The organism is Enterobacter sp. UNJFSC 003 (assembly GCF_036903355.1).
Classification (GTDB): Bacteria; Pseudomonadota; Gammaproteobacteria; order Enterobacterales; family Enterobacteriaceae; genus Enterobacter.
Map to the genome: position 1 here is coordinate 1 of NZ_JBAKHK010000150.1, position 274 is coordinate 274.

The 274-nt window shown below is 52.2% G+C and carries 1 pseudogene; it reads right to left on the reverse strand.

The features are described 5' to 3' along the window. A pseudogene (gene dgoK / locus V5P19_RS23540) lies at positions 1 to 274 on the reverse strand (2-dehydro-3-deoxygalactonokinase); the annotation flags it as partial.

Below are 274 nucleotides of genomic sequence, written 5' to 3' on the forward strand. Positions count from 1 at the left end.
CCTCTGCACCAATCAACAAACCAGAGAGAAATTCGCTGACCTGTTCGCGGGGAAGTGTTCCCAGCACATGCGAGGCGCGAACTTCAAAAAGCTGCGGCAATATGGCGGGCGTATTAAGACCACGCTCAAGACCAGCCGCGAAGGCATCGGCAGAGTTTTCCTGCGGCGGCAAACCTGCGCCAATCAATGAGTGATTTAACAGTAAATGATGTAATTCACCGGTCATCACGGTGCGAAAATCGTTGATTTGCTGGCTATCGGCCTGCACCCATTT